Source organism: Actinomadura sp. 3N508 (genome assembly GCF_044326375.1).
Lineage (GTDB): Bacteria > Actinomycetota > Actinomycetes > Streptosporangiales > Streptosporangiaceae > Spirillospora.
Genome location: NZ_JBIRAX010000004.1, coordinates 203,618 through 224,319, shown reverse-complemented (window position 1 = coordinate 224,319; position 20,702 = coordinate 203,618). Strand labels below are relative to the sequence as shown.

General features: G+C 74.1%; 17 protein-coding genes and 1 pseudogene. 7 read left to right on the top strand and 11 right to left on the bottom strand.

Annotated features, from left to right (window positions below; genetic code table 11):
* Positions 1–36 precede the first annotated feature (36 nt).
* On the top strand, positions 37–891 hold the full coding sequence (locus ACH34S_RS16485; RefSeq protein WP_395953519.1) for an aldo/keto reductase: 855 nt from the start codon (positions 37–39) through the stop codon (positions 889–891).
* A gap of 68 nt (positions 892–959) precedes the next feature.
* Positions 960–1,643 carry a PadR family transcriptional regulator gene (locus tag ACH34S_RS16480; RefSeq protein ID WP_395953518.1) on the top strand — a complete coding sequence of 228 codons (684 nt, stop codon included), beginning with the start codon at positions 960–962 and terminating at the stop codon, positions 1,641–1,643.
* Between the two features lie 86 nt (positions 1,644–1,729).
* On the opposite strand, the pseudogene ACH34S_RS16475 reads toward ACH34S_RS16480, so the two are convergent.
* Positions 1,730–2,983, bottom strand: a pseudogene (locus ACH34S_RS16475) (APC family permease); the annotation flags it as partial.
* Between the two features lie 151 nt (positions 2,984–3,134).
* Between ACH34S_RS16475 and ACH34S_RS16470 the strand changes: the two are divergent.
* The gene (locus tag ACH34S_RS16470; protein WP_395953517.1) at positions 3,135–3,770 is read left to right on the top strand and encodes a TetR/AcrR family transcriptional regulator; all 636 of its coding nucleotides are present in this window, start codon (positions 3,135–3,137) and stop codon (positions 3,768–3,770) included.
* Entirely contained in the window at positions 3,767–4,876 is a 1,110-nt protein-coding gene (locus ACH34S_RS16465) for a P1 family peptidase (protein ID WP_395953516.1), read from the top strand. Before ACH34S_RS16470 ends, ACH34S_RS16465 begins: the two co-directional genes overlap by 4 nt.
* Before the next feature lie 10 nt (positions 4,877–4,886).
* Here ACH34S_RS16465 and ACH34S_RS16460 read toward each other — a convergent pair whose 3' ends face one another.
* On the bottom strand, positions 4,887–5,873 hold the full coding sequence (locus ACH34S_RS16460) for a diacylglycerol/lipid kinase family protein (protein ID WP_395953515.1): 987 nt from the start codon (positions 5,871–5,873) through the stop codon (positions 4,887–4,889).
* 159 nt (positions 5,874–6,032) lie between these two features.
* Here ACH34S_RS16460 and ACH34S_RS16455 point away from each other — a divergent pair, with 159 nt between their 5' ends.
* Both ACH34S_RS16455 and ACH34S_RS16450 read left to right on the top strand, forming a co-directional pair.
* A complete protein-coding gene (locus ACH34S_RS16455; RefSeq protein WP_395953514.1) occupies positions 6,033–7,088 on the top strand; it encodes an alpha/beta hydrolase in 1,056 nt (351 codons plus the stop codon).
* Between the two features lie 21 nt (positions 7,089–7,109).
* The gene (locus tag ACH34S_RS16450) at positions 7,110–8,003 is read left to right on the top strand and encodes an amidohydrolase family protein (protein WP_395953513.1); all 894 of its coding nucleotides are present in this window, start codon (positions 7,110–7,112) and stop codon (positions 8,001–8,003) included.
* Here the strand turns inward: ACH34S_RS16450 and ACH34S_RS16445 are convergent, their stop codons facing one another.
* From ACH34S_RS16445 to ACH34S_RS16435, 3 genes are read right to left on the bottom strand one after another with little or no spacing between them, the layout of a single operon-like run.
* Positions 8,004–9,038, bottom strand: coding sequence for a cation diffusion facilitator family transporter (locus ACH34S_RS16445; protein WP_395953512.1), 1,035 nt, complete (start codon positions 9,036–9,038; stop codon positions 8,004–8,006).
* Positions 9,035–9,454 carry an ArsR/SmtB family transcription factor gene (locus ACH34S_RS16440; protein WP_395953511.1) on the bottom strand — a complete coding sequence of 140 codons (420 nt, stop codon included), beginning with the start codon at positions 9,452–9,454 and terminating at the stop codon, positions 9,035–9,037. The genes ACH34S_RS16445 and ACH34S_RS16440 overlap by 4 nt, the downstream gene beginning before the upstream one ends.
* 19 nt (positions 9,455–9,473) lie before the next feature.
* Positions 9,474–10,499, bottom strand: a complete 1,026-nt coding sequence (locus ACH34S_RS16435) for a DUF6777 domain-containing protein (protein WP_395953510.1) — start codon at positions 10,497–10,499, stop codon at positions 9,474–9,476.
* 179 nt (positions 10,500–10,678) lie between these two features.
* On the opposite strand from ACH34S_RS16435, the gene ACH34S_RS16430 reads away from it, so the two are divergent.
* Positions 10,679–12,160, top strand: coding sequence for a serine/threonine-protein kinase (locus tag ACH34S_RS16430; RefSeq protein ID WP_395953509.1), 1,482 nt, complete (start codon positions 10,679–10,681; stop codon positions 12,158–12,160).
* On the opposite strand, the gene ACH34S_RS16425 is transcribed toward ACH34S_RS16430, so the two are convergent.
* Genes ACH34S_RS16425 through ACH34S_RS16400 form a run of 6 tightly spaced genes read right to left on the bottom strand, consistent with a single transcriptional unit; the run spans position 12,149 to position 20,427 of the window.
* Positions 12,149–13,327 (bottom strand): VWA domain-containing protein, encoded by a 1,179-nt coding sequence (locus ACH34S_RS16425; protein ID WP_395953508.1) that lies wholly within the window; start codon positions 13,325–13,327, stop codon positions 12,149–12,151. The genes ACH34S_RS16430 and ACH34S_RS16425 overlap by 12 nt on opposite strands.
* A complete protein-coding gene (locus ACH34S_RS16420; RefSeq protein ID WP_395953507.1) occupies positions 13,324–15,648 on the bottom strand; it encodes a DUF5682 family protein in 2,325 nt (774 codons plus the stop codon). Before ACH34S_RS16420 ends, ACH34S_RS16425 begins: the two co-directional genes overlap by 4 nt.
* On the bottom strand, positions 15,609–16,739 hold the full coding sequence (locus ACH34S_RS16415) for an AAA family ATPase (protein ID WP_395953506.1): 1,131 nt from the start codon (positions 16,737–16,739) through the stop codon (positions 15,609–15,611). The genes ACH34S_RS16420 and ACH34S_RS16415 overlap by 40 nt, the downstream gene beginning before the upstream one ends.
* Positions 16,736–18,283 carry a DUF5691 domain-containing protein gene (locus ACH34S_RS16410; RefSeq protein ID WP_395953505.1) on the bottom strand — a complete coding sequence of 516 codons (1,548 nt, stop codon included), beginning with the start codon at positions 18,281–18,283 and terminating at the stop codon, positions 16,736–16,738. The genes ACH34S_RS16415 and ACH34S_RS16410 overlap by 4 nt, the downstream gene beginning before the upstream one ends.
* Positions 18,280–19,578, bottom strand: a complete 1,299-nt coding sequence (locus tag ACH34S_RS16405) for an SWIM zinc finger family protein (RefSeq protein ID WP_395953504.1) — start codon at positions 19,576–19,578, stop codon at positions 18,280–18,282. The genes ACH34S_RS16410 and ACH34S_RS16405 overlap by 4 nt, the downstream gene beginning before the upstream one ends.
* Positions 19,579–19,638: 60 nt before the next feature.
* Positions 19,639–20,427 carry a M50 family metallopeptidase gene (locus tag ACH34S_RS16400; protein WP_395953503.1) on the bottom strand — a complete coding sequence of 263 codons (789 nt, stop codon included), beginning with the start codon at positions 20,425–20,427 and terminating at the stop codon, positions 19,639–19,641.
* Positions 20,428–20,702: the final 275 nt, after the last annotated feature.

The window sequence follows — 20,702 nt, the reverse complement described above, 5'->3', positions numbered from 1 at the left end:
TCGCCCCGGCCGGGGGCCCGCAGCACAGTGGGACGCATGACGACACATTTCGATCTCGGTGGTGAGCTGCGGGTCGCGCGGATGGGCTTCGGCGCGATGCGGCTGCCGCAGAGCCGCATCGACGGGCCCGCGAACGACCGCGAGGCCGGGCTGAAGATCCTCCGGAGGGCCGTCGAGCTCGGCGTGAACCACATCGACACCGCCGCCTTCTACTACGCCCGGGGCGGGCCCGCCGCGAACGAGATGATCCGCGCGGCGCTCTCCCCCTACCCGGAGGGGCTGGTCATCGCGACGAAGGTCGGGCCGTACCGGGGGCCGGACGACCGGCTGCCGACCGGGCAGATCCCCGCGTCCGGGCTGCGCGCCGAGGTGGAGCGGAACCTGCGCGAGCTGGGTCGCGACCACCTCGACCTCGTCTACCTGCGTCCCGGCGGGCTGGACACCCCCACGGACGAGCCGATCGGGGAGCGCTTCGCGGTCCTGGCCGCGCTCCGGGACGAGGGCCTCGTCCGGCACCTCGGGCTCAGCCATGTCGGCGCGGCGCAGCTCGCCGAGGCGCGGGAGATCGCGCCGGTCGCGGCGGTCCAGAACCGGTTCGACGTCACGAGGCCACAGGACGCCGACCTCCTCGCCGCCTGCGAGCGCGACGGGATCGCGTACGCGCCGTACTTCCCGCTCGGCGGGTTCGGGATCCCCGACGACGAGCGGGTCGCCGCGATCGCCGCGCGGCACGGCGCGACCGTCCCGCAGGTGCTGCTGGCGGGGCTGCTCGCGCTCTCGCCGGTGATGCTCGCGATCCCCGGCACGGGGTCCCCGGACCACCTGGAGGAGAACCTGGCCGCCGCCGGCGTCGTCCTCACGCCGGACGATCTCGCTCTGCTGCGCGGCTAGCCGCGTTCGTCGCCGATTGTCGTCTCCACCGCTTACGCTGAAACGCACTTACGGTCAGGGGGAGCGGGATGTCGGCGACGCGGCTGCTGGTGCTCGGCGGCGTGCGGCGGTTCGGGCGGGCGCACGGGTACGAGGTCCGCCGCGAGCTGATCTCGTGGGGCTCGGACGAGTGGGCACACGTGAACCCCGGTTCGATCTACCACGCGCTGCGGCAGCTCGCCAAGGAGGGCATGCTCCGCGCGCACGAGGTGGAGGAGAGCGACGCCGGGCCGCCGCACACCGACTACGAGATCACCGACGCGGGCCGCGCCGAGTTCCTGCGGATGCTGCGCCGCGCCCTCGCCACCGTCGACGTCCGGCATCCCGAGATGCTGACCGCCGGCCTCGGGTTTCTTACCGAGCTGCCGCGCGCCGAGGCCGTCCGGCTGCTGCGCGAGCGGCTGGACGGCCTGGCGGGCTGGCGGTCGTCCGTGGCCCCGCACCTGGACGTGCAGGACCCGGACGACCACCTCCGCGAACTCCTCGGCTGGTGGGTGCACTCCGCCGACTCCGCCGCCGACTGGACGCGGCGGCTGATCGGCCGGCTGGAGTCCGGCGCCTACGTCATGGCCGACGACCGCGGCTCCCCGGCGTCCGGGTCGTCCCCGGCGGGGCCGCCTCCGGCGGGGGCGTCACCGGCCGGGTCGACCGGGTCGTCGGGCGCGCCCGTCAGCCTCCAGCCGCCGCGGCGGCGCAGGACGAGCACGAAGTAGACGGCCGACACCACGATCACCGACACGGTCACGATCAGGCTCGGCCGCCCGATCTCCGGGTCCTTGGCGCTCTGGTAGATCACGTAGCAGAGCGCGGCGAGCGCGGCGACGGGCGCGACCGGGAACCACGGCATCTTGTATCCGGCGTGCGCGGTGGTCCCGTTCCGGCGGCCGACGATCACCGCCAGGCACAGCGCCCCGTACACCGCGACGAGGGACGTCCCGGTGACGACGAGGAGGAACTTCTCGTCCAGGAAGCACGCGGCGGCGCTGAGCACCCCGGCCACGATCGTCGCGATCCACGGGGTGCCGAAGCGCGGGTGGACGGCCGACAGCGCGCCGTCGATCTTCGGCGTCCAGGTGCGGTCCCGTCCCGAGCTGAAGATCAGCCGGGCCGTGAGTAGCATGATGGCGATCACCGCGTTGAAGATGGCGAGCGCGATGGCCAGGCTGATCACCGTGTTGACGGTGTCGCCGGCCCGCTCGGTGATGAAGTACTCCATCATGTTCTCCGAGCCCAGCAGGCGCTCGATGTCGGGCGAGCCGAGCAGGACGGCCGTCACGGGGATGATCTCGGCCGCCACCGTGATGCCGAGGGCCCACAGCACGGTCCGGGCCACCGCCCGGTGCGCGTCGTGGGTCTCCTCGCCGAAGTAGACCGCCGAGCCGTACCCGTTGTAAGCGAAGATCGCGACGGCGGTGGCCGCCGCGATCAGACCCGCGGACGCGGCGGTGAGGCCCCCGCCGTCTCCCGCCACGACCGGGTCCGCGAGCAGGTCGGTGAACGGCCGCTCGACGTTCAGGAAGCCCAGCCCGGCCAGCACGAGCAGCGCGATCATCTCGATCGCCAGGAAGATCCCGGTGACCACCGCGTTGACCTTGATGTCGAAGATCGCGATGACGGTCGCGATGGCGACCGTGATCGCCGCGATGATCGGGCCGTTGAGGCCGTCGATCAGGACCCCGAGGTAGGTGCCGACGCCGAGCGCGATCACCGCGAGGATCAGCAGCTGGGTGATCAGGATCAGGCCGAGCACGATGAACCCGGCCGGGCGGCCGAGGGTGCGGCCGACGATCGCGTACTCGCCGCCGGTCAGCGGGTACGCCGACGCCAGCTCGGCGTACACGAACGCCATGAAGATCCCGACGACGCCCGCGGCGGCGAAGCTCAGGAACGCACCGGTGCCCGCCTGCGAGAGCACGCCCGGCGCGATGATGAACACCGACGACGCGGGCGTGATCGCCGACAGGACGATGAGCAGGGCACCGATCGTCTTCAGCCCGCGGTGCAGGGCGGGCGGTCGGTCGGCGGACTGTGGTCTGACGTCTGGAGCGGCCATGACGGACACCTCCCGGACAGAAATTCGTTGAGTGAGTATCAAAGAACCCGCCCGTGTCAGGTCAAGGACCTGGCGTGTTACAACTTGGTTTCGGCTTCACCTGCGATGACTCTGACTTGCATTGTCTGAACGCTCTTCGGAGAATGTCGGCATGGCACGCCCCAGCAAGGCCCACGAGCGGCGCCTGGACCTCGTGGCCGCCGCCCGCCGCGCGGTCCTCGGCCGCGGCATGCTCGACCTCCGGCTGCGCGATGTGGCCGAGGAGGCGGAGATGTCGCCCGGTTCCGTCCTGTACTACTTCCCGACGCTCACCGACCTGCTGCGGGAGGTGCAGCGCGAGGCCGTCGAGCGGTTCTGCGCGGCCCGCGAGGAGGCCGTCCGGGACGAGCCGGACCCGCGCCGCCGGCTCATCGCGATGATCCGCAGCGGCCTGCCGTCCGGGCCGGGCGACGAGCTGTGCGTGCTCCTGTACGAGCTCGGCGCCGTCGCCCGCCGCGACGCCTCGTACGCCGCCGAGCACATCCGGCTGTACGAGCGGCAGGTCGGCATCTACGCCGGGATCCTGGAGGCGGGCGCCGCCACCGGCGCGTTCGCCCTGACCCGCGACGCCGGGACCATCGCGCGCAACCTCGTCGCGCTGGAGGACGGCTACGGGCTGCACATCACCATGGCCGTGCCCACCCTCGACGTCGCGCGGGCCGAGAGCCTCCTGCTCGCCGCCGCGTCCGACGCCACCGGCCGCGACCTCGGCGCCCCCGGGTCCGGCGATCAGGAAGGAGACCGATGACCCGAGCCCGCTCGTTCGGCCTGCCGCTGCCCGGCACCCCGGGACCGAACAATGCGATCACCGACGTCCCCGGGGTGGCGGTCGGCTACACCACGCTGATCTCCGGGGAAGGCCCGCTCCGGCGCGGCGAGGGCCCGGTCCGCACCGGCGTGACCGCGCTGCTGCCGCGCGGCCGGGACGGCTTCCTCGACCCGTGCGCCGCCGGGATCTACTCGCTGAACGGCAACGGCGAGATGACCGGGTCGCACTGGATCGCCGAGACCGGCGCGCTGACCCTGCCCGTCATGATCACCAACACGCACGCGGTCGGCGCCGCGCATCGCGGCGCGATCGACTGGGCGCTGCGCGAGCGGCCCGGGTTCCAGGAGTGGATGCTGCCCGTCGTCGCCGAGACCTGGGACGGCTACCTCAACGACATCGGCGGCGACCACGTCCGGCCCGAGCACGCCGTCGCCGCGATCGACGCGGCGTCCGGCGGCCCGATCGAGGAGGGCTCCGTCGGCGGCGGGACGGGCATGAACTGCTACGCGTTCAAGGGCGGCAGCGGCACGGCCTCACGGGTCGTGGCGCACGGCGCCGACTCCTACACGGTCGGCGCGTTCGTCCAGGCCAACTTCGGCGGGCGCCGCCAGCTCACCGTCTGCGGCGTGCCGGTCGGCGCCGACCTCGCCGGCGACAACCCGATCGAGGACGACGACTGGCTCGCGCCGCCCGGCTCCGGCTCCGTCATCGTCGTCATCGGGACGGACGCGCCGCTGCTCCCCGGCCAGTGCACCGCCCTCGCCCGCCGCGTGCCGCTGGGCCTCGCCCGGACGGGCGCGTACGGGGCGCACGGGTCCGGCGACATCTTCCTCGCCTTCTCCACCGCCAACGCGGGCGCGATGAGCATCGGCTTCCCGCACGGCGAGCCCGGCTACGAGACGCTGCGGTACGTCCCGTGGAACCTGATCGACCCGTTCTACGAGGCGGTCGTGGAGACGGTCGAGGAGGCCGTGCTGAACGTGCTGCTCGCCGGCCGCACCATGATCGGCCGGGACGGCCACCGTTCCCCGGCCCTCCCGCACGACCGGCTGAGGGAGCTGCTCACCGCCCGCGGCGTTCTCTAGGACGCGAGGCTCAGGTGTCGGTGAACGTCTGCGGGACGATCACGTGCAGGGCGTTGCCGCGCAGCCGGATCGACACCGGGGTGCGGCCGCGGATCTCGCCGTCGACGTCCACCGGCATCGGCGGGTCGGTCTCGATCTCCACCTGCGCGGTGGTGAGGAACGCGTCCTCGTCGAGGGTCCGCCACGGGCCGGTGAGGATGTGCCGGGCCGTCGCCGACGCCAGCCGCAGCCGCCGCTCGTCGCCGAGCCGGTAGACGGCGAGGAGCCGGTCGTCGGGGCTGGCGTCGCGGGCGATGCGCTGCCCGCTCTGGTGCGCGCCGTTCGCGACGTTCAGCTGGTGCGTGGCCAGCTCGTGGGTCTTCCCGTCGATGGTGATCCGGGCGGTGAACGCCTCGTGCCGCGGCAGCAGCCGGGCCGCCGTCAGCGCGTAGGCGGGCCGGCCCACGAACCGCTTCAGCGCGTGCGGGACGCTCTGCGCCACCTGGACCGACAGGCCGAGGCTCACCATGTTCGCGAAGATGTGCTCGCGGTCGCCCGCCGGGCCCTCGCCCTGCGGGTCACCCGTGCTCTCGAACCAGCCGACATCGACGTCCGCGACCTTCCCGCCGGCGGGCCGGCCGACGGCGAGGGTCCGGACCGCGCCGGGCAGGTCCATCGGCAGTTCCAGGCTGCGCGCGAAGTTGTTGGTGGTGCCGAGCGGCAGCACGCCGAGCGCGATGTCGCGGTGCGCCAGATGCCCGACCGCCTCGGCGATCGTGCCGTCCCCGCCGCCGACGATCACGAGATCGGGCTCCAGCGCCAGGACGTCGGCGAACAGCTCCCGCAGGCGGGACGGGTCGGTCACCGGGAACACGTGGACGATGTCGATGCCCGCCTCGCGCAGCATCCGGCGGGCCCGGCCGTAGAGCAGGCGGCCCCGCCGCGACCGGGAGTTGATCACCAGCGCGGCGCGCCCACCGCCCGCGATGGCCGCCTCAAGCTCCGCCTTGCTCCGCATCTCGACGCTCCGCACCCTTCTTCCGCGTCCCCCACCGGGGAGAATCCGGACCCGGTCTCCGGCCCGAAGCTTTATAAACCCATTATCCGCCGTTGAAACATGCCCCTGACTGGGAACCCTTACATGCAAGGCACATCTGAATGACCAGGGCGAAATCACATGGGACTGCGCGGCTTGGCGGGCACGGGATTCATCGTCGGCATCGCCGGGTTGACGGCGACCATCGCGGCGGGCGGCTCGCCGGGCAGGGCGGGCGGTCCGGCGGGCCGTACCGCGCGGCAGGCGGCGCCCGCCGACGACGGCGCCGCCGTGATCGGCGAGCGCCGACCGTGCGACCGGGTGCTCGACCTGGACATCCGCTCGCCCGTCCTCGACGGCGTCGGCCGCGCCCGGCTGCTGCTGCCGCGCCGCTGGTCGCGGGACGCGTCCCGGCGGTGGCCCGTCCTGTGGCTGCTGCACGGCGCCGGAGCAGGCGCGGAGGGCCATACCGCCTGGACCGACCACACCGATGTCGAGGAGCTCACCGAAGACGCCGACGTCATCGTCGTCATGCCCGACGGCGGCCCCTGCGGCAATTACACCGACTGGTGGAATCGCGGCGGCGGGGGAGCGCCGAAGTGGGAGACGTTCCATCTGGCGGAACTGCGGCAGATCCTCGAACGCGGATACCGCGCCGGGCCGGACCGCGCCGTCGCCGGGAACGCGATGGGCGGTCTCGGCGCGCTGTCGTACGCGGCCCGGCACCGCGGGCTGTTCCGCGCGGCGGCCTCGTTCAGCGGGCCACTGCACACCCTGTACCGCGATCCGGCCGGGCTGGACGTCGCCGACCTCGTCGAGCTGGGCGTCGCGATCGGCGCCCCGTCCCTCGCCTGGACCGACGTGTGGGGCGACCCGGACGAGCAGCGCGTCGTCTGGCGGCAGCACAACCCCTACGACCTGGCCGACCGGCTCGCCGGCGTCCGGCTGCACATCAGCGCCGGCGACGGCGCCCCCGGCCCCTACGACCACCGCCCCGGCGACCCCGGACCGGACGCGGCCGAGCCGCGCGACGCGGTCGAGACGCTCGCGCACACCGTCTCGCAGGAGTTCGCCGGGAAGCTCCGCAAGCTCGGCATCCCGGTCTCGGCGCACTTCTACCGCGGCACCCATACCTGGCCGTACTGGCGCCGCGAGCTCCGCGCGACCCTGCCCACGTTGCTGGCCGAGATCACCTGACGCCCGGCTAGGGTCGGGGACGTGACCGAACCTCGTTCCGACCAGGACGTCCCGGCGTTCTGGCGGGCCCTCGGGCTGCCCGGCATCATCGACGTCCACGTCCATTTCATGCCGCAGCGGCTGATGAGCGCCGTCTGGAGCTACTTCGACGAGGCCGGGCCGCTGATCGGTACCGAATGGCCCATCCGGTACCGCGACTCCGAGGAGGAGCGGCTGGCGTTCCTGCGCGGCCTCGGCGTCCGCGCGTTCACCTCGCTGGTGTACCCGCACCGTCCCGGGATGGCGGAGTCGCTGAACGGATGGGCCGCCGGGTTCGCGGCGCGCGTCCCCGAATGCGTCCAGACGGCCACGTTCTTCCCCGAGCCCGGCGTCGAAGACTACGTGCGCCGGGCCCTCGACGACGGCGCCCGCATCTTCAAGGTCCACCTCCAGGTCGGCGGGTTCGACCCGCGCGCCAAGGAGCTCGACCCGGTGTGGGGGATGCTCGCCGACGCGGGCGTGCCCGGGCTCGTCCACGCCGGTTCGGGGCCCGTCGCCAACGGCTACACCGGGCCCGGGCCGTTCGGCGAGGTCCTCGCCCGGCACCCGCGCCTCACCGCCGTCATCGCGCACCTCGGCGCGCCGGAATTCGAGGGCTTCGCGGCCCTCGCCGACCGGTACGACCGCGTCCACCTCGACACGACGATGATCTTCACGCGGTTCGCCGCGCTGGCCCCGTACCCGGACGCGCTGCTGCCCCGCCTGCGCGACCTCGGTCTCGCCGGACGCGTCCTGTTCGGCACCGACTTCCCCAACATCCCCTACGCGTACGCGCACCAGCTGGAGTCGCTCGCCGCGCTCGGTCTCGGCGACGACTGGCTGCGCGCCGTCTGCTGGCACGGCCCCGCCGCGTTCCTCGGCCGCGCCGACCGGTGATCAGTGCTCGCAGGGCGCGCCGCCGGCGTGCTCGTGCGGCTCGCCGGGGTCCACGACGTGGCGGGGGCCGTGCGGGTCGTCGCAGTGGCCGTGCCCGCCGCCGGACGGGTCGGCCACATGGTCGACCTCCAGCGTCGAATGCGTGATCCCGTAGGCGTCGCGGAGGAGTTCTTGCAGGTCGCGCCGGACGGCGTGGCAGTCGCCCTTGGTGTCGACGAGCACGTGCGCCGACAGCGCCGGGTAGCCGGAGCTGACCTCCCACACGTGCAGGTCGTGCACCTCCTCCACGCAGGGCCGCGCGGCGAGCCGGGTGCCGAGCTCGGACGGGTCGAGCCCGGCGGGCGCGGCCTCCATCAGCACGCGGCCCGCGTCCCGCAGCAGCCCGTACCCGGCCTTCAGCATCAGCGCCGCGACGACCAGCGAGGCGATCGCGTCCGCGCGGTCGAAGCCGGTCGTCCACACGACGAGCCCGGCGACCGCGGTGGAGATGAACGCGAACAGGTCGTTGAGGATGTGCTGGAACGCGCCCTCGACGTTCAGGCTGCGCCGGTCGGCGCGGCTGATCAGCAGGGTGGCGGCGACGTTGACGGCGATGCCGGCCAGGGCCGTCCAGAACACGAACTGGCCCGCGACGTCGTGCGGCTCGACGAGCCGCCGGATGCCCTCGTACAGGAAGTAGACGGTGAGCAGGATCAGCGTCAGCCCGTTCAGCTGCGCGGAGAGGATCTCGGCGCGGCGCAGCCCGTAGGTGAAGCCGCCCCGCGGCGGGCGCGCGGCGATCCGCATCGCGACCAGCGCCAGCGCGATCGCGAACGCGTCGGTCATCATGTGCGCGGCGTCGGTGATCAGCGCCAGCGAACTGGCGATCACGCCGATCGCGACCTCGCCCGCCATGTAGACGACGATCAGCGCCAGCGCGCCGCCGAGCAGCCGCCGGTCGGCGTTCGCGGAAACACCGTGCCCGTGCCCGTGGCCATGCCCATGACCATGGCCGTGTTTCTGCTTCGCCGGTCCGGCCGCCCTGCTGCCGATCATGATGGTTCGCTCTGCGCGCCGTGCCCGATGTGGGCGAGGGCGAGGTCGAGCAGCATCCGGACGTGCGAGTCGTCCAGCCGGTAGTAGGCCATCCGCCCGGACCGCCGGGCGCGGACGACGCGGTTGGCGCGCAGCAGCCGCAGCGCGTGCGAGACCGCCGACTCCGAATGCCCGCAGGACGCGGCGATGTCGCAGACGCACATCTCGCCGCCCTCCAGCAGCGCGATGATCACTCGCAGCCGTCCGGGGTCGGACAGCAGCCCGAAGACCTGCGCCAGCTCGTTGATCGTCTCCGTGCCCGGCAGGGCGGCGGTGACGTCGGCGACCTTCGCGGCGTCGACCACGCGGACGGCGCAGGACTCGGCCCCGGAGCCGGGGACGGCGATCGGCGGAGCGACCTCTGACGGGCTGCTCATATGAGCAGACTACACCCGATCATGAGACCGCCGGCTCCGGCTCCGGCCCCCGCGACGGCGGCAGCGAGATCGGGCCCTGCGGCCCGGCGGGCGGCGCCATCCCGCCCGTGCCGCCGCCCTCCGGCGGCGTGCCGGGACCGGGGTCGCCGCCGGTGCCCGGGTCACCAGGCGTGATCCCCGGCGAGGGGGTCTCGCCGGTGCCGGGCGACTCCGTCCCGGTCGGCTCGACGCCGGGCGATTCGGTGCCCGGCGACTCGATACCGGGCGAGTCCAGCCCGGAGTCGGACGGTGCCGGCGAATCGCTCGCCGGGACCTCGGTCTCCGTGGACGGCAGCGCGATCGGCGGCCCGTCCGCCTCGCCCTCGGTGGCGCGGGGCCGCTGGAAGCCCATCGTGCCCTCCGGGTCGACGAGGACGAAGGTGACGATCGTCCCCTTCCGGGAATCCCGCGGCCGGATGTCGGTCACATTCCGCTTCTCGAATCCCGGCCAGGACCGGCCAGTGTAGGACGCGTTCCGGGTGGAGATCTTTTCCTTCGGGCGGGTCAAGGGATTGCCACAATTGCACTTAACTGTGGGCACTCCGTAACCATTGATCAAAACGCCCATTCCGGCCTGGAGGACGGCGGGCCCGCTGACCGCCTTCCCGTCCTTGAAGCCGTGGTTCGTGACGAGCGTGTCGGTCCGCAGCAGCACCGGGGTCAGCCGCGACACATACCGCGGGATGTCGTCGGCCGGAATGCCCTGCACCTGCGCCCACGCCCGCGCCTTGTCCGGGTTGGCCTGCAAGAACGCGACGAGCTTCTGCTGGTCGCAGGTCGACGCCTGGCGCGTCCCGCCGTACAGGCCGGGGGAGTCGCCGTCCTTCGTCCCGCCCGCGCGCGGCCGCTCCTTCACGTCCGTCCGGTCGGTGTTGGACGCCAGCGTGTACGGATCGGGGCCGGGCGTCCCGACGGTCAGCCGGGTGATGGTCGCGCCCGCGTCCCCGCATCCGGACAGCGTGCCCGCCGCCAGCGCGAAGGCGGCCACCGCCCCCGCGACCGGCACGGCGGAAACCCGGTACCGGCCAATTAGCGAATGGATCACTAGCATGCTTCCTCTCCCGCTTCGGGCGTGCCGAACCTATACTCTTTGATGCCGGGCGGGGCGGTTTTGTGCCCGGCAAATGCTCAAATTTTCCCCCAGCCGCCCTGGCCGGTATCGGGGGGACGTGACGGGGGTTGTGAATGGCGAGCCCGATTCCCCTCAGCACCACCGATCCGACCCGGCTCGGCGGCTGGGAGCTGCTCGGCCGGATCGGCACCGGCGGCCAGGGCGTGGTCTACCTCGGCCGCCCCGCCGAAGGCGCTCCAGGGCCTGTTCCCGGCGGGGGGACGTCCCCCCACGCCCCCCGGGAGAGACCGGAACGCGTGGCGGTGAAACTGCTGCACGCGCAGCTGCTGAGCAACGCGGGCGCCCGGGAGCGGTTCGTCCGCGAGCTGGCCCTCCTGCAGCGCGTCGCCGGGTTCTGCACCGCGCAGATGCTCGACGCCGACACGGCGGGCGACCGCCCCTACATCGTCAGCGAGTACGTGCCCGGACGGTCGCTGCGGCTGCTCGTCCAGGAGGAGGGCCCGCGCGCCGGCGCCGACCTCGAACGCCTCGCGATCAGCTCGGTGACCGCGCTGACCGCGATCCACCGCGCGAACGTCGTGCACCGCGACCTCAAGCCGCAGAACGTCCTGATGGGCCCGGACGGCCCGCGCGTGATCGACTTCGGCATCGCCCGCGCGTTCGACACCAACGCCACCCAGGTCAGCCAGGTCGTCGGCACCCCCGCCTACATGGCGCCCGAGCAGTTCACCGGACGCGTCGTCCCGGCCACCGACCTGTTCGCCTGGGCGGGCACGCTGCTGTTCGCCGCCACCGGCCGCGATCCCTTCGCCGGCGGCCCGCTGCCCGCCGTCATGAACCGGATCATGAACGAGACGCCCGACCTGAGCGCCCTGCCCGGGCCGCTCGCCGAGGTCGCCGGCGCCTGCCTAGCCAAGGACCCGAAGGCCCGCCCGGCGTCCGAGGACGTCCTGATGTGGCTCCTCGGCGAGCACGAGCGGCATGGCCGCGCGAGCACCGCCCGCAGGGGCCTGCCCGGCCCCGCCGCCACCCGTCCCGCGCCCCCGCCCGAGCCTTCGCCCGCGCCGGGCGGGGAGACGTCGCGTGACACCGACCCGGCGACGATCCGTCAACCAACGCCCGACGCCGCCCGGTCCGGCCATGACCACGCCGCGCCGGAGCCGCGGGAACAGGCGTGGCCGCAGCCGGTTCCGTACGACCGGCCGCCCGAGCCGTACCGGCCGCTGCGGCGCGGTCCTGCGCTCGGCGCGGGGCTGGTCCTCGCCGCGCTGCTCGCCGCGCTGGACGTCGCCGCGCTCGCCATCCTGATCGCCCGGCCGTCCCTCACCGCGGGCGGCCGCGGCGCGCTGCTGCCGGTCGTCGCCTCGTCGTTCGCCGTGGTGGCCGTGGTCACGCTGATCGCGGTGATCCTCGCCTGGCGCGGCAGCCGCCCCGCCGCGTGGACGGTGATGGCCGCGCGCGTCGCCCGCGTCGCGATGTGGGGCGCGTGGGGCGCGCTCGTGCAGATCCAGCCGTCCGCGCTGGCCGGGCACGCCGTGCTGACCGCCGTCGTCGTGATCCTGCTGGCGCGCGGCCTGTCCCGGTCACCCCGCTGACGCGGGTCGCCGCTCCGACCACTCCTTCAGGTCGCGGCGCTCGATCGCGGCGGCCATCAGCTCGGGGAACGCGTCCGGCGTGCACGCGAACGCCGGGACGCCCAGCGCCGCCAGCGCCGCCGCGTTCTCGTGGTCGTAGGCGGGCGCGCCCTCGTCCGACAGCGCGAGCAGCACGACGACCTGCACGCCCGCCGCCGTCAGCGCCGCGACCCGCCGCAGCAGCTCGTCCCGGATCCCGCCCTCGTACAGGTCGCTGATCAGCACGAGGATCGTGTCGTTCGGGCGCGTCACGAGGCTCTGGCAGTACGCGACGGCCCGGTTGATGTCGGTGCCGCCGCCGAGCTGGGTGCCGAACAGCACCTCCACCGGGTCGTGCAGCTGGTGGGTCAGGTCGACGACGTTGGTGTCGAACACGACGAGGGACGTCCGCAGCGACCGCATCGACGCCAGCACCGCGCCGAACACGCTCGCGTACACCACCGACGCCGCCATCGACCCGCTCTGGTCGATCGCGAGGACGACGTCCCGCTTCACGGCCTGCTGCCGCCGCCCGTACCCGATCAGCCGCTCCGGGACGAGCGTCCCGTGCTCGGGCAGGTAGTTCCGCAGGTTGGCGCGGATCGTCCGGTCCCAGTCGACGTCGGCGAGCCGCCTCGGCCGCAGCACCCGCGCCGACCGGTCCAGCGCGCCGCCGATCGCCGACCGCGTCTTCTGCGCGAGCCGCCGCTCCAGATCGTGGACGACCTTCCGCACCACCGCGCGGGCGGACTCGCGGGCCCGGTCGGGCAGCACCTTGTTCAGCGACAGCAGCGTCCCGACCAGGTGGACGTCCGGTTCGACGGCGTCGAGCATCTCCGGCTCCAGCAGCAGCCGGGTCAGGTCGAGGCGCTCGATCGCGTCCTTCTGCATGACCTGCACGACGCTGGACGGGAAGTAGGTGCGGATGTCGCCGAGCCACCGCGCCACCGACGGCGCGGAATCGCCGAGCCCGGCGCTGCGCCGCCCCGGCCGGGGCCGGCCCTCGTCATCGCCCGCGCCGTAGAGCTTCTCCAGCGCGCCGTCGATCCGGACGTCGTCGCCGGCGAGCGAGACGCCCGTCCCGTCGGCCTTCTCGCCGCCGAGCACCAGCCGCCACCGCCGCAGCCGCTCGCCATCGTTCTCGCTCATCGGTCCCATCCAAGGATCTGCAGCGTCGTGGTGGTCGCGGGGGCGGCGCGGGTCTCGTCCACATCGTCCTCGGCGGGCTGGGACGAGGTCGCGGGCGCGTGGTCGAGGCGCCGCAGCTGCTCGCCGATGGTGCGGCGTTCGGCTGACGCGTAGGCGCCGAACGTGCGGCGCAGCAGCGGCAGCACGTCGGTGAAGGAGTCGTCGGGGAGCCCGGAGATCCAGCCGTCGACGAGGCGCAGGAGGGTCTCGTCGTGCATGAGCAGCAGCGCGCCGCCGGACAGGAACCCCTCGACCCAGGCGGCGGCGCGCGCGGGCGGGACGCCCGTGGACACGGCCCGCGCCATCCGGTGGGGGACGTCGTGCAGGCGGCCCGCGTCGAGGAGGAGGCGGGTGAGACGGCCCTCGATCAGGCCGTGCAGGGTGTCGGGACGGGCGACGAGCCCCTCCAGCGTGCGGCGCCAGCGTTCGATGTGGTCGTCGTCGGCGAGCAGCGACAGCGCGCTGTGCACGTCGTCGATATGGCCGAGGAACTCGCCGGCGGCGTCGTCGTCCAGGCCGGTGATCGCGGGCGGCAGGCCGACGCAGACGCGGACGACGAGCCCGTCCACGACCGTGCGCAGCGGCCCCGTGGACGTGCCGCGCACGTCGCCGTACCGCAGCGCGCGGACCAGCGCCGGCATCGCGGACATCAGGTGCGCGACGTCGGTGTCGACGGCGGCGCGGTCGGCGAGCGCCCGCATCACGGTGGGCAGCGCGTCGCCGAGGTCGGCGAGCAGGCACCGCTCGGCCACCGAGGTGAGGTCGGAGAGCGCGGTCGCGTGCGCGGCGAGGGCCTTGGCCCGCGCGGTCGTCGCGCCGCGGACGGTCGTGCCCCACGCGCTCGCCTCGATCAGCTCGACCTCGAACTCGGGGTGCCAGGCGAGCGTCCACGTCTCCTTGAACGTGCCCTTGGAGCGGCCGGTGTCGGACGGAACGCCCCAGTCGATGTCCAGGAGCCGGAGCCGGTGCAGCAGGCGGCTGCGTTCGAGATCGGTGGGCTTGCGCAGGTCGAGGTCCTGCTCCTTGCCGAGCGCGGACGGCTTGAGCCGCAGCCGCCGCTGCTCGGCCTGCAGATCGCGCTGGAGCGGCACCATCGGCGTCCGCTCCGGGACGCCGCCGAGCCGCTCCCCGACGACCATCCGCCGCTGGATCAGCTCGACGGGCAGGTCGGCGCCCTCGCACAGCACCGCCCGCGTCGCCTCGGTCACCTCGTCCAGCCCGGCGAGCGGACGGCCGCGCAGCGCGGCGAGCGCCTCGGCGAGCCGGACGGCCTCGATCACGTGCGCGGACGACACGTGCAGGTCTTCGTCGCGCAGGACCCGGGCGGCGGCGGTCAGCCACCGCTCGATCGGGCGGTCCCGCGCGGTGAACAGATGGTGGTACCAGCCGGGGGACCGGACACCGGCGCCGTAGCCGGAGCGGCCGGCGAGCCGCCCGTGCGTCCACGGCACCCACGTCATCGCGATCTTGGCTTTCGGCAGGCCGCGGAGCGTCCGGTCGTCGTGCGCCGCCGGGACCTTCGCCCGCAGCGCCGGGACGTGCCACGCGCCGCAGACCACCGCGACCCGCTCGTGCCCCTCCTTGAGCGTGCGGCGCAGCGTCCGCCGCATGTGGGCCTCGCGCTGCTCCTCGCGCCGCAGATGCCCCGGCGGCAGCCCGGCGGGCTTCTCCGGCAGCGCGGCGAGCTGCTCGCGCAGCTCCGTCATGGCCTCCGCGATCGCGGGGAACGGCGCCACCTCGGGCACGTCCCCGCCGCCGCGATGCTCGACGACGTCGTCCCACCAGCGCTCGGCGTCGTCGTATCCGGCGGCCTTCGCCAGCCAGCCGAGCGGGTCGAGCCGGATCCCCTCCGCCGCCTCCTCGCCCTCGTCGCTCTCCTCCTCCTTCTCGTCCTCGGCGGGGACGAGCTGGTGCGCCGCCGGAAGGTCGCAGAAGCGCACCGGGACGCCCGCGCCGAGCGCGTACCGGATCGCCTGCCATTCCGGGCTGAACTCGGCGAACGGCCAGAACGCCGCCTTCCGGTCGCCGTCGCCGTCGCCGGACGCGGACGCGGGGGCCGGGGAGTAGGCGAGCAGCGCGACCGGCGGGACCATGCCGGGATCGCCCGCCAGCTCCACGATCGGGTCGGCCTCCGGCGGGCCCTCGATCAGCACCGCGTCCGGCTTGAACTCCTCCAGGGCGCCGCGCAGCGCCCGCGCCGAGCCGGGCCCGTGGTGCCGGATCCCGTAGACCTCGACGTGGCTCAAGACACCTCCCGGCAGGCGCGGTAGAAGTCCCGCCATTCCGGACGGTCCCGCACGACGGCCTCCAGGTACTCCTGCCACACCACCCGGTCGGACACCGGGTCCTGCACGACGGCGCCGACGATCCCGCCCGCGACGTCGGCCGCGCGCAGCACGCCGTCGCCGAAGTGCGCGGCCAGCGCCAGCCCGCTGGTGATCACCGAGATGGCCTCGGCGGTGCTGAGCGTCGCGCTGGGCGACTTGAGCTTGGTCCGCCCGTCGCTGGTGATCCCGGAGCGCAGCTCGCGGAACACGGTCACGACGCGGCGGATCTCCTCCAGCCCCGCCGGGGACTCGGGCAGCTCCAGGCCCGCGCCGATCTGGTCGACGCGCCGCGCCACGATGCCGACCTCCTCCTCGGTGGACTCGGGCAGCGGCAGCACGACCGTGTTGAACCGGCGGCGCAGCGCGCTGGACAGCTCGTTCACGCCCCGGTCGCGGTCGTTCGCCGTCGCGATCACCGTGAAGCCCTTGCGGGCCTGCACCTCGGTGTTCAGCTCGGGGACGGGCAGCGTCTTCTCCGACAGGACGGTGATCAGGCTGTCCTGGACGTCGGAGGGCATCCGGGTCAGCTCCTCGACGCGGGCGACCGTCCCGGTGCGCATCGCCCGCATCACCGGGCTCTCCACCAGCGCCTTCTCCGAAGGGCCCTCGGCGAGGAGGCGCGCGTAGTTCCACCCGTACCGGACGGCCTCCTCCGCCGTGCCCGCCGTCCCCTGGACGAGCAGCGTCGAGTCGCCGCTGACGGCGGCCGCGAGATGCTCCGACACCCACGTCTTGGCCGTTCCGGGCACGCCGAGCAGCAGCAGCGCCCGGTCGGTGGCGAGCGTCGCGACCGCGACCTCCATCAGCCGGCGCGGCCCCACGTACTTCGGGCTGATCGCGGTGCCGTCGGGCAGCTCGCCGCCCAGCAGGTACGTGGTGACGGCCCACGGCGACAGCCGCCAGCCGGGCGGGCGGGCCCGGTCGTCGTGCTCGGCCAGCCGCGCCAGCTCCCCGGCGTACTCCTGCTCGGCATGAGGCCGCAGAACGGCGCCCGCCTCCCTGGGGGGACGACCCCCCAGACCCCCCGGTGAATTCTCTTCGGTCACTGGTTGAGCTCCTTCAGCATCTCGTCGCGGAAACGCAGCGTCGCGATCAGTTCGGTGACGGCCCGCGGGACCGCCGGTTCCAGAAGTTCCAGGCGCGACGCGGCGGCGGGGTCGAGCCGCTGGTCGGCGAGCCGGCACAGCTGCGTGATCAGATGCTCGTCGCGCCGGGTGTGCCGTTCCGTGGCGGCGGCGAGGGTCGCGACGACCGCCGACGCGAGCGCGCCCGTCCACGGCCCGGGGACGCGCTCCAGCACCCGCAGCATGTCGGGCTGCCCCTCCACCCACCGGATCAGGTCGGCCGCGGCCGCGTCGCGCTCCGCCTCCGGCAGGACGGACAGCAGGTCGGCGAGCGCCTCCGGCTCGTCGACCATGACGCCGCCCTTGAGCAGCGCCCGCGCCCATTCCGCGTCGTGCTGGCCGAGCGCGGCGCGGGCCCACCCGATGTGGACGTCCCGCCCGTCCGACTCCCGGTCATCCTGGGGGGACGACCCCCCAGACCCCCCGGCAACGCCTATGGGGAGGCACACGATCTCCATCGGCGGCAGCGCGAACAGCTCCGTCCAGGTGGACAGGGGCGTGCGGGCGAGGATCTCGCGCAGCCACGCCGCCCGCGTGCCCACCGGCGCGCCCCCGCCGCGCGGCGCGAACGACCCGCTCGGATGGAACGGGACGCCGTCGCGCGCCAGGTCATCGCCGTGGGCCTCCGGCGGCTCGACGCGGACCCAGGTCTGCCTGCGCCCGCGCGCGACCCGCTGTTCGGCGGTGAGGCAGGCGCGGGCCCGCGCCGCCATCCGCTCCCCGTACGCGGACCCGGGCATGCGGGCCAGCAGGTCGGACGCGTACTGCCGGACGTCCTTGCCACGATCTTCCAGCGCCGATTCGAGGAACTCCTCGTCGTCCAGGGACAGCCCGTGCGCGAACGTGGCGAGGAACGCCGCCCGATCGGGGGCGGGCTCGGTGGCCCACGTCTCGCGCAGCAGCTCGCGCGCCTTCCCGGGATCGGTGCCGCGGAGCATGGTCAGGTAGGCGACGCGGCGGTTGCGCGTTCCCGTCTCCCACACCTCGGGGCCGCCGCCGGGATCGTCACCGGAGCCGACCAGGTACGCCCAGTCGGTGTTCTGCAGGGCCAGCCACACCCCGCGCCGCCCGGCCGCCCGCGCGATCGACGGCCGCAGCACCCGGTCGCCGCGCCCGCGTTCCAGCAGGTCGGGCAGCGATTGCGCGGGCACCCGGAGGCCGCGCCCGGCCGCCGCGTCCAGCCATTCGGGCAGCACCCGGATCTGCTCGCCGCCCAGGATCCGCCGCAGCCGCGCCGCCGCCGGGCCCGGCACCACCGGGACGTCCTCCACCGGGGCGAGCGCCACCGGCACGGGCGCCTCCACCGCCGGGACCCGGCCCGCGCGGCGCCGGACGGCCAGCACCGCCGCCTGGTCGAGCAGCCGCCCCGGCCTGTCGCCCGTGGCGGGCGCGCCGGGCAGAGCGGGCGGGTCGCGGCGCTCCGTGCCGAGCAGTGCGGCCGTGACGTGCTCGTTCCACGCGGTCACAGGATCACCGTCCCCTCGTCGTCGTGCCATGCGGCCAGCGGGCGCAGGCCGCGCGGGCTCCACTCGCCTGCCATCGTGACCGGCCCGCCGCCCGACAGCGCCAGCAGGCGCCACGGGTCGCCCAGCCGGAGCGGCAGCGCGTCCCCGGCACCGTCGACCACGGCCAGGTCGCCCCCGGCCGTGCGGGCCAAACGGACGTCCTCCAGCGTCGCGGGCCAGCGGTCGAGCCACGGATCGCGCGCGACCGCGGCGGCGTAGCCGTCCAGGAAACCCTGCACGGACGTCCCGGCCGGCCTGCCCGGCGCCACCGACCCGTGCCGTTCGGCTACCAGGGCCCGCAGCGGCGGCGTGCCCGGGTAGAAGGCCAGCTCGGCGTCGATCTCCGTGCCCACGATGAGCGACGCGTCCAGAGACGTGCCCGGTGCGGCGAAGGACAACACGAGCGCCGGACGCCGCGTCCGCCGCCCCAGCAGCCACACCCGCCGCGTCGTCAGGAGCTCTTGCGCGGTGTCGCGCGAACCTGTCACGCACCACTCGTCCCGGACGCGCTCGCCGTCCGACAGCACTTCCTCCTGCGGGACGGTGAACCCCACCCGCGACCGGACGGTCGCCCGCAGCCCCTCCGGCAGCTCGTCCCGCCGCTCGTAGGCCCGCACCAGCAGCCGCAGCAGCGCGTACTCCTCCAGGAGACGGTCGGGCCAGCCGGGCTGCCGGGGGATCGCAGCGAGGCCTCTGACCTGCCCCGCGAGGGAGCCCGCCTGCGCGTCGACGAGGCGCCGGGCCGCGTCGTCCCACACCCGGTAGGACGCCTTCTCCGCCTGCGCGAGACCGTGCGCGACCTGGTCGCGCAGCCACTGGTCGAGCTCGGCGAGCCCGTCGTCGACGCGCCGCTCCCGCCGCTCCACCGTCTTCGGGTCGCGGGTCTTGGCGGCTGACGCCGTCCGCCGCTCCGCAGCCTTGCCCGCGCGCTCGCGCCGCTCCTCGATCCACTCGGCCGTCCAGCCCGGGCGGGGCCCGGTGCCGACCGCCCCCTCCGCCCAGAGGAGAAGCAGCCCCAGGGCGTGCTTGCACGGGAACTTCCGGCTCGGGCACGAGCAGCGGAACGCGGGCTCGGTCAGGTCGACGCACGCGCGGTAGGCGGACTTGCCGCTGCCCTGGCACTCGCCCCACACGGCCTCGGCGTCACAACCCGTCCCGGCCCACTTGCCGGGCTTGGCGACGCCGCCCGCCGCCTTCGCGGACGGCGCGTCGGGCGCGAGGCCGAGCACCTGCTCCCGGTCCCATCGATCGCTCACACCGTCGAAACTATCGGCGCCCAGAGACAGTCCACACCGGTAAACCGCGGCGCTTCCGGATCAGGGCGCGGACGGGAGGGAGACGTCGGGCAGGGACAGGCCGTCCGGGACGAGGAGGGCGCCTCCGGTCACCAGCGCGAGCAGCGCGGTCGCGCCGAACAGGCCCACCCACGCCAGGCCCGGGACGCCGGTCAGGTTCGCGAGCTGGTCGGCGTCCGAGCTCGGCGCCATCCGGTGGCTGCGCATCCGCTGCAGCTCGATCACCGGGCGGGTGGCCGCGAGCAGCAGGAACCAGGCCGCCAGATAGGCGAACCCGGCCTGCACCTCGGCGCTGCCCAGCCACGACACCGCGAAGATGATCGCCCCGGTCGCCACCACCGACAGCACGCCGTAGGCGTTGCGGATCATGATGAGCATCCCCGCGAGCAGCGCCAGCGAGAACCACAGCATCAGCGTGATGCGGCCGCCCGCGAGGAGCAGCGCGAAGAACAGGCCGAGCAGCGGCGGCGTGACGTACCCCGCCAGCGCCGTGAAGATCATCCCGGGGCCGTGCGGCTTGCCGCGCGAGACCGTCACGCCGGAGGTGTCGGAATGCAGCTTGATGCCGTCCAGCTTCCGGCCGGTGAGCAGGGCGACGAGCGCGTGCCCGCCCTCGTGCGCGATCGTCACCGTGTTCCGCGCGACCCGCCACGTGGGCCCGTGCACGACCGCCCCGAGCGCCACGAGCGCGACGAGGGCGACCAGCCACAACGGGGGGTCGGGCTGCGTGCCCGTCACGCGGTCCCACAGGTCGCCGATGCTGATGCCGTCGTCCACGTCCACCCCGGAAGTCGTCGTCGCGATGCCCAACCTTAGGACGTCACGGATAACGTTCGCGTTCGGATCACCGCGGTCCGGATGTGGCGGAGCCCGCCCATGGCGGGCGAATGTGATCAATATCATGCGGATCCGCCCGTAACCCGCGATGTCACGGGCGATCACCAGCCGGGATCTTCGGCGATCCCGCCCCGGCATGCCCCGCTTTACCGTTATGGTGCCCTTCGCGCCGTGGTCGGGGGTTCGAGCACGGCGCGATGAGAGGGTGACGGGGTTGAACGGGGACAGTTCCTCCGCGCCGGCCGCAG

Coding starts and splice junctions, on each gene's coding strand:
- ACH34S_RS16485 (WP_395953519.1), top strand. CDS start 37: ATGACGACACATTTCGATCTCGGTGGTGAGCTGCGGGTCGCGCGGATG.
- ACH34S_RS16480 (WP_395953518.1), top strand. CDS start 960: ATGTCGGCGACGCGGCTGCTGGTGCTCGGCGGCGTGCGGCGGTTCGGG.
- ACH34S_RS16470 (WP_395953517.1), top strand. CDS start 3,135: ATGGCACGCCCCAGCAAGGCCCACGAGCGGCGCCTGGACCTCGTGGCC.
- ACH34S_RS16465 (WP_395953516.1), top strand. CDS start 3,767: ATGACCCGAGCCCGCTCGTTCGGCCTGCCGCTGCCCGGCACCCCGGGA.
- ACH34S_RS16460 (WP_395953515.1), bottom strand. CDS start 5,873: ATGCGGAGCAAGGCGGAGCTTGAGGCGGCCATCGCGGGCGGTGGGCGC.
- ACH34S_RS16455 (WP_395953514.1), top strand. CDS start 6,033: ATGGGACTGCGCGGCTTGGCGGGCACGGGATTCATCGTCGGCATCGCC.
- ACH34S_RS16445 (WP_395953512.1), bottom strand. CDS start 9,038: ATGATCGGCAGCAGGGCGGCCGGACCGGCGAAGCAGAAACACGGCCAT.
- ACH34S_RS16440 (WP_395953511.1), bottom strand. CDS start 9,454: ATGAGCAGCCCGTCAGAGGTCGCTCCGCCGATCGCCGTCCCCGGCTCC.
- ACH34S_RS16430 (WP_395953509.1), top strand. CDS start 10,679: ATGGCGAGCCCGATTCCCCTCAGCACCACCGATCCGACCCGGCTCGGC.
- ACH34S_RS16425 (WP_395953508.1), bottom strand. CDS start 13,327: ATGAGCGAGAACGATGGCGAGCGGCTGCGGCGGTGGCGGCTGGTGCTC.
- ACH34S_RS16420 (WP_395953507.1), bottom strand. CDS start 15,648: ATGGCGGGACTTCTACCGCGCCTGCCGGGAGGTGTCTTGAGCCACGTC.